The 7,330-nt window shown below is 62.2% G+C and carries 6 protein-coding genes; 2 read left to right on the forward strand and 4 right to left on the reverse strand.

All coding sequences use genetic code 11. The features are described 5' to 3' along the window. Positions 1–185: 185 nt before the first annotated feature. The 4 genes from dctP to FE811_RS25060 all read right to left on the reverse strand — a co-directional run bounded on the left by dctP (position 186) and on the right by FE811_RS25060 (position 5,047). Positions 186–1,157, reverse strand: coding sequence for a TRAP transporter substrate-binding protein DctP (dctP, locus tag FE811_RS25045; protein WP_166435592.1), 972 nt, complete (start codon positions 1,155–1,157; stop codon positions 186–188). Between the two features lie 129 nt (positions 1,158–1,286). Next, complete coding sequence (locus FE811_RS25050) at positions 1,287–2,753, reverse strand: aldehyde dehydrogenase (RefSeq protein ID WP_116222671.1); 1,467 nt, start codon at positions 2,751–2,753, stop codon at positions 1,287–1,289. Positions 2,754–2,860: 107 nt separating this feature from the next. Beyond that, a complete protein-coding gene (locus FE811_RS25055) occupies positions 2,861–3,700 on the reverse strand; it encodes an SDR family NAD(P)-dependent oxidoreductase (RefSeq protein ID WP_140849230.1) in 840 nt (279 codons plus the stop codon). 444 nt (positions 3,701–4,144) lie between these two features. After that, positions 4,145–5,047 carry a LysR family transcriptional regulator gene (locus FE811_RS25060; RefSeq protein WP_166435591.1) on the reverse strand — a complete coding sequence of 301 codons (903 nt, stop codon included), beginning with the start codon at positions 5,045–5,047 and terminating at the stop codon, positions 4,145–4,147. A 500-nt stretch (positions 5,048–5,547) separates the two neighbouring features. Here FE811_RS25060 and FE811_RS25065 point away from each other — a divergent pair, with 500 nt between their 5' ends. Both FE811_RS25065 and FE811_RS25070 read left to right on the forward strand, forming a co-directional pair. Beyond that, on the forward strand, positions 5,548–6,456 hold the full coding sequence (locus FE811_RS25065; protein ID WP_166435590.1) for a LysR family transcriptional regulator: 909 nt from the start codon (positions 5,548–5,550) through the stop codon (positions 6,454–6,456). A gap of 264 nt (positions 6,457–6,720) precedes the next feature. After that, on the forward strand, positions 6,721–7,330 hold a 610-nt coding region (locus tag FE811_RS25070; protein WP_219848950.1), incomplete at its 3' end, for a hypothetical protein.

The raw sequence follows: 7,330 nt of genomic DNA on the forward strand, positions 1-7,330 counted from the left end.
AACCACGCTCCCAGACGAACCAGAGCCGATTACGATGTAGTCGAAACTCTCCATGGATTTTCAATACCTTGCTGCCAGCCGCTCGCGGCTATCGGCTTTTCAGGATGGATGTCGGTCCGCCGAAGCTTTCCATCGAACGACGAAGGAACCGGCACCTGGAGAGATGCCGCTCCGATGCGTCGTGCCTATTCGGCGCTGTCCCGGAAGGCTTGCAGCACCTGCGTGCCCGCCTGCCCATTGTCCTCGATTTCCTTGGCCCAGGAAACGGTGACGTCGTTGATCAGCGCCTGCCATTGTTCCATCTCCTCCGCCGGCGGGGTGGAAATCTGCCAGTCGTGGTTGGCAGCCAGGTCGTCGCGCACCCGGCTTTCCTCGGCGTCCAGCCATTCGCAAAGCGCGGTCTGAGCATCTGCGGCAGCGGTGGCGAAGATTTCCTGGTCCTCGGGGCTCAGCCGATCCCAGGCCGTCGTGCTGATGGTGTAAAGCAACGTGCCGCCGCCAAGTTCGACCCCTTCGACCGCGTTGTTCAGCACATCCTCGAGCCCGAATGTCGGCGTCGAATGATAATACCACAAGGCGCCATCGACGGTGCCTCGCGACAGGCTGTCGAACATTTCGCCGGCGGTCAGCTGGATCGGCGTCGCCCCCAATGCACGAACCGTCTTGTTCATGGCCGACCCAGCCGCGCGGAGCTTCAACCCTTTCAGGTCCGCGAGCCCCCCCACCGGCCTGTTCTTGGTCGCGATCTTGAGCGGCGGAATGGTCGAGGCGAAAAGGACGCGCATTCCCTGCCCCTTCAGTTCCAGCTCGTCCAGGATCGCGCCCGGCTTGGCCACATTCCAGAACATCCGCGTTCCCTGGCAGGCGGAGGCATACATCCCTGGCAGTTCGGCCACCGAGGAAAGCGGCAGCTTGTCGGGCGAATAGGCCGGGATCACCATGGCCAGTTCCGCCAGGCCCGACCGCTGCACCGCAATGACATCCTTGCCCAGTTGACCGGCAGGATAGACTTCGAAGGCGATCCGGCCTTCGGATGCCTTGGTGACCGCTTCCGCGAAAACCTTGCCGCCCTGCGTCCACAGATAATGATCTGCGGGAAAGACATGCGCGAACTTCAGCGTTTCCGCCTGTGCGGTGGCCGCCAGGGCAGAGGTCATCAGACCTGCTGCCAGAAGCCGGCAAATTCCATGGACCATTCCTTCCTCCCGATTTTGAAGACTGATGTGCGGTCATTATGTCCCCCTGGGCCAAGATGGCCGGGCGGGCTTTCCTTTTTGATTGCGCCGCTATTTCTCCAGCGCATCCACCATTTCGCGCGGCATGCCGATGGAGCGGCATTCGACATAGGCGTCGAAAGCCTCGAGCCCGGCCTCGCGGCCGATGCCGCTGCACTTCCAGCCGCCGATCGGGGCATGGAAACCAACCAGATTGCCGTTCAGCTCGACCACGCCGCTGCGGATGCGGCTGGCGACACCAAGCGCCCGGTCGAAATCGCCGCTGAAGACCGCACCGTTCAGCCCATAGGCCGAATCGTTGGCGATCGCGATCGCGTCCTCGTCGTCCTTGTAGGTCAGCACCGTCAGCACTGGGCCGAAGATCTCCTCCTGCGCGATCCGCATCTTGCGGTCGACATCGACGAACAGCGTGGGGTCGATGAACCAGCCCCGATCCAGCCCGAGGGGGCGGTCGCCGCCGCGAACGATCCGGGCACCCTCGGCCTGCCCGATGGCGAGATAGTCCGCGACCCTGTCCCTTTGCCGCTTGCTGACCAAGGGCCCGATCTGCGTGGCCGGGTCCAGCGGATCGCCGATCGGCATCGAATCCATCAGGGCGACGATCCGGTCGATCAGTTCCGAGGCGTGCCGTTCGGGCACCACTATCCGCGTCTTGCCGCTGCACACCTGCCCGTTGTTGCGCAGCGAGGCGGTGCGCAGCATCTCGACCGCCTGGTCGAAATCGGCATCGTCCAGGATGATCGCCGCCGATTTCCCTCCCAGTTCCAGCGAAACCCGGCGCAGATCCTGGCCACACAGGCTGGCGATCCGCCGCCCCGCCGCGGTCGAGCCGGTAAAGGAAACCTTGTCCACCGAAGGATGGGTGACGAGGTATTCGCCGATCTCGCGCCCCGCAGGGACGATGTTGATCACACCCGCGGGAAAGCCTGCCGCCGCGGCCATCTCTGCCAGCAGATAGGCATCGAAGGGCGTCTCGGGCGCCGGCTTCAGAACCACCGTGCAGCCCGCAAGCAGCGCCGGGATGATCTTGATCATCGTCACCAGCTGCGGGGCGTTCCAGGGCACGACCGCCGCCACCACGCCGATCGGCTCGCGGGTGACCAGCGCATTGCCGGTCCGCGAACGGCGGAAGCTGCGGAACGGGTAGTCGTCCACGATCTCGAGATAGCTGTCGATCAACAGCCGCGCGCCGATGGACTGCATCCCTTTCGACATGGTGATCGGGCAGCCCATTTCGGTGGAGACAAGCTCGGCCAGCGTATCTTCATGGGCCCGGAACTGCGCCCCCAGCCTGGCGACGGCGGCCTTGCGCTCGGCCAGCGGCATGCGGGGCCAGGGACCGTGGTCGAAAGCCTCGCGGGCCGCGGCGATGGCGCGGTCCATATCCTCGCGGGTTCCGTCGGGCACCGAACCAAGGGCATCTTCGGTGAAGGGCGAGATCACTTCGATACGCCCGTCCGATGCGGGCTTGATCCACTGGCCACCGATATAAAGCTGATCGTATCGACCTTGCCACATGCGTTTGCTCCTGTTTGGGATTGCCGAAGCACGGCGGATCGGCAGCGATCCGGGCACATGCTTCGGTAGACGGGAAATGATGCGGCGGGCCTTGCCTGCCGCCGCTCTCAATTGGCGAATGTGGTTGAACGCGACAGGTCGAGCCAGGCCTGCAACTCGTCCCCTACCGCGGCCAGCGTGGTGCGGCGGGCTTCGACCGCGTCCTCGCCCAAGGGCAGGCGCAATGGCGGTTTCTCTTGCGCGACGATCTTGCACAACACCGCGCCGAATTTTTCCAGATCATTGGGTTGCCGCCCGCTTGCCTGCGACACGCCGGCCAGGGCACGGTTCAGATCGGCATAGTCCGACGCTGGATTGATCGCGCTGACCAGGGATGGGCCACGGAAATCCGTGCGGAAGGCGCCCGGCTCGACGATGGTCACCTTGACGCCGAAGGGGGCCACCTCCTTGGAAAGCGCCTCCGAATAGCCCTCGACCGCGAATTTCACGGCACTGTAGAAGGCAAAGCCCGGATATGCGCTGAAACCGGCGATAGAGGACAGGTTGATGATGTGGCCTGCGCGTTGACGCCGCATGATCGACAACACCGCGCGCGTCATCTCGACAAGCGAGAAGAAGCCCACCTCGAACAAGGCGCGATAGGTGTCGGCGGGCGTTTCCTCGGCCGGCGCAGCCACGCCATAGCCGGCGTTGTTCACCAATACGTCGATGCGATCGAAGAACGACAGGGCGCGGGCGACCACATCAGCGGTGCGGTGGATATCGCGCGCATCAAGGTGCAGCGACCGCATCCGGTCTGGAAATTCCGCGGCAAGGCCGTGATCGCCATCCTTCGCAAGGACCGTCACCACGACATTGTCGCCTTGGGCCAGGGCTGCGCGCGCCGCCGCCGCCCCCAGGCCCTTGTCGGCCCCGGTGATCAGCCAGGTGCGGGCCTCTTTGTCCATGTCCAGTCCTCCCCCCTTTTCATGCTCCCCTCATCAGGCTAGTCCGGGTCAGGCGCTGGCTGTAGTCGGTTATGCAAATACAGATTGTCTCGCAAATCGTCCCAATCCCGATCAAGGACAGGCCCGATCAAGGACAGGGACGTCACGCCTTGCGCAGCTTCGATCTTGTCGGCCGGCATGGCAGGTTCTCGGCATTCGGGCGCGCGCACGGGGGAAGTTCAGCAGTTACAATCTGGAGGCCAACTGCCTAGCCTATTCGACCCGCAACCTGCGCTTGGCCAAGGCGGACCCGACAATCCAAAGATGCCGATAAAAGCGCCCAGGATGGGGCGTCTTTCCGAAAACCCGACAAGCCGGTCCATTTCTCTGCATGATCACCCCAAAGGGCGCATTCAAGGCACTGATCCAGAGCCCTTCAACGAGGCCGGATTGCCTGCAATTGCATCAGTTGCGGCTATCCGCCGCTTCCAGCACGTGGCGGCAACTGGAAATCACGTTGCGGATGATGTCCTCCTGCAGCCGGCCTTTGCGACAGGCGGCAATGATCCTGACCTGCTGCAGGGGCTCTTCCAGCGGTATGCAGACCAGCCTGTCCCCCTGATAGGTGATCGCATTATGCGGCTGGAACATGCTGAAGGTGAAACCGAGGCCCTTGCCGACCGCAGACCGGACCAGCTCATAGGACGAGGACGAAAACGCTATTGGCGGCTTGATCCCCCTTGCGTAAAGCAGATCCAGCATCGTCCGTCCGGGAATTTCCCGGTCCAGCCGCACATAGGACAGCCCCTCCAGATCCCCCAGCGCAAGCCGTTTCCTGCCCGCCAAGGGACTGGAGGCGGGCAAGACCACCTTGGCCTCGACCTTGGCCAGATCGACCACGTCATAGCCCTCACGCTCGAAGCAGAGATCGTAGAGCATCATGATGTCGATATGGCCCTTGTTCAGCTGCTCCAAAAGATTGGGGTGGCTGCTCTCGACAAAGTCCAGTTCGACCTTGGGCCAGATTTCCCGGTTCCGCATCAGGATCGGAATGGCGAAGACATAGACGAGCGCGAGATAGGTTCCGATCTGGACCTTGCCGCCGGCATCGGTGCGCAAGTTGCGTGCGCCCTGCGCCCATTTCTCGGCCTCGGCCAATACGCCGCGTGCCATCTGCTCAAGGATTTCGCCGGAAGGGGTCAGCTTGACGCCATGCGCGGGAAATCGGTTGAACAGCCTGGTGCCGGCGATCGCTTCGAGATTGTCGATCGCGGCAGAGATCGCCGCAGTCGAAACGCCCAGTTCCTTTGCCGCGCTGGCAATGCTGCCCAGTGCGGCCGTCGCGCGGAAATAGGAAAGTTGTCTCAAGGTGAACCGAAGCAAGGCAATCTCCCAATGTGCGGTGAAAATGCAGAACGCCGGTCGGTCGGAGCGGCCAAGGCCCCGGTCCGACGACAGCCGCAGCATCCAGCAGACAGACCGGCTTCGTCGCGTCCGGGGCAGGTTATGCCAGCGGACTCGGAGGGTTCAAGCGCAACATCCGGTAGAACGGCGTTCCCGCTCGATAAGACCGGACAGGGGGCGGCGGATGTGGATTGCTGCCCCCCCTGCGGCGCGACCCGCAGGCTGGAGCGATGAAAGGCGCCCGTTCGACGAAACGACCGCGGTCCTGTCGGATGGCCGTCTTCCCCCCGCAAACGATGCGCGCACCTTCAGCGCTGACATCCTGCGTGACGATCTGCATGGCGGGATCCCGCAGGTCGCTCACCGGCATCGAAACCGTCAAAGCGACGGGGCGCCCTCGTCCTCTCCGCGCAACCCGGAAGATGCATATTGTTTCATAAATGGTTCCAATTTATGCTGCGGAAATGAATTTCGAGGATCTGCGCAGCTTTGGCATGGTCGTGCAGCATGGCGGCTTTACCGCTGCCGAACGCGCCACGGGCGAGCGCAAGGCCAAGCTCAGCCGCCATATCCAGCGGCTGGAAAGCGACCTGGAAACCCAGCTGCTTTTTCGTTCGACCCGCAGCCTGCGCCTGACCGAAGCCGGCCGGGCGATCTATGAGCAATGGCAGATCGTCGAGAGCAGCCTTGAGGACGCCGAAGCCATCGCCGTCGAGTTCAGGTCGCGCGTGTCGGGCGATCTGCGGGTCAGTTGCCTGCCGGGGCTAGCGCGCTATCTTGGCCCGAAATTCGTGACGGACTTCCTCCGCGACTACCCCGAGGTGCGGCTGGAACTGCACGTGACGACGGAAAAGGTTGACCTGATCAACAAGCGTTTCGATCTGGCGATCATGGCCGAGGTCAATGAGCGCAGCAATCCCTCGCTTCTGACGCGCAAGCTGGGCGAGACGCGCAGCATCCTCGTGGCCTCGCCGGCGTTCCTTGCCCGCCATCCCGGAATCACGCTGGAGGGCATAAAGCAGCTGCCGACCGTCAGCGTCGGCGGCGACTATCTTTCGGCCGGCTGGGCGGGCAGCTGGAAGCTGCGCAACGACAAGGGGGCAAGCTACACGCTGCGGCACCGGCCGGTGCTGGTGAGCAATGATTCGGCAATGATCCGGGACGCGGTCATAGAAGGCGGCGGCATCGGCCTGCTGTCGCTCCAGACCTGCGAAACGGCCCTGGCGCAAGGCACCTTGAAGCAGATCCTGCCGGAATGGCATTCCCTCTGGGGCCGCATCAGCATCCTGTTTCCCGACAACAGGCGCATGTCCCCCGCCGCCCGAGCCTTCATCGAGCATATGTCCAACTCCGCGCGGCAGAAAATCGGCTGAGGACTCCGGGCCGCCGGAAGCCGATGCGCTGATTTCCAGCCAGATCCGGCAGGAAATCAAAGCTAAATTTTTCCTATCATATAGCAAGATATAATAATCTTTTCCTATCAACTGAAACCCGTTAGCAATGTGATTGTGCGGGCGAGATGGCTTTGCGAGCCATTCACCCGACGGCCGGGGACGAACAATCTGAACAACCCGACGATGCGGCCATAGCCTGCACGATTCGAAAAACATTACCCATAGCAAGGAGAATAAACCATCATGCTTGGTAAGCTAATCGCTGCGGTATCGCTTGTTTCGATGTTGAGCATCGGCGCCGCCTGCGCCCAGGACGGAACGCAACCGGAACAGTTCCCGATCCGCGACGACTGCGCGAATCCGGTCGAGCCGCATCTCAAGGAAGGCTGTGCATTTCTTGATGAGCTTCTCGCCGCGTTCATCGGAAACGATGCTGAAAAGTTCGCCGATATAAACCACTATCCCCACGTTCGGATCACCAATCAAGGCACCAAGATCTGGGACACGCGCGACGACTATTACAAGGACAACACCGCCGAGATCCTTGCAGCAAAGGAAAAATCCGAACGATTCCCAGGATGGGTCAACGGCCGATGGGAAAAGCGCCAGCTTATCCAGTTCGACGACAGCCAGATGCATTTCGCCGTGTATTTCTCGCGCCTCCCTGCGGCAAAACCCATTCGCCGCCGATCAAGTTGCGCTTACAGTCCTGCATGCCTGCCTCCTGCTGTCGGGCAAGGATTTGCCTCAAGAAACTGGCAGGATTATTCCCTATCCTCGGCGATCAGACCGCCAAGAAGGGTTGGCGATCGACAAGTTTCCCTTGTCACATATTCGGGTAATTCGGCCCGTC

The organism is Paracoccus sp. FO-3 (assembly GCF_006386455.1).
Taxonomy (GTDB): Bacteria; Pseudomonadota; Alphaproteobacteria; order Rhodobacterales; family Rhodobacteraceae; genus Paracoccus; species Paracoccus versutus.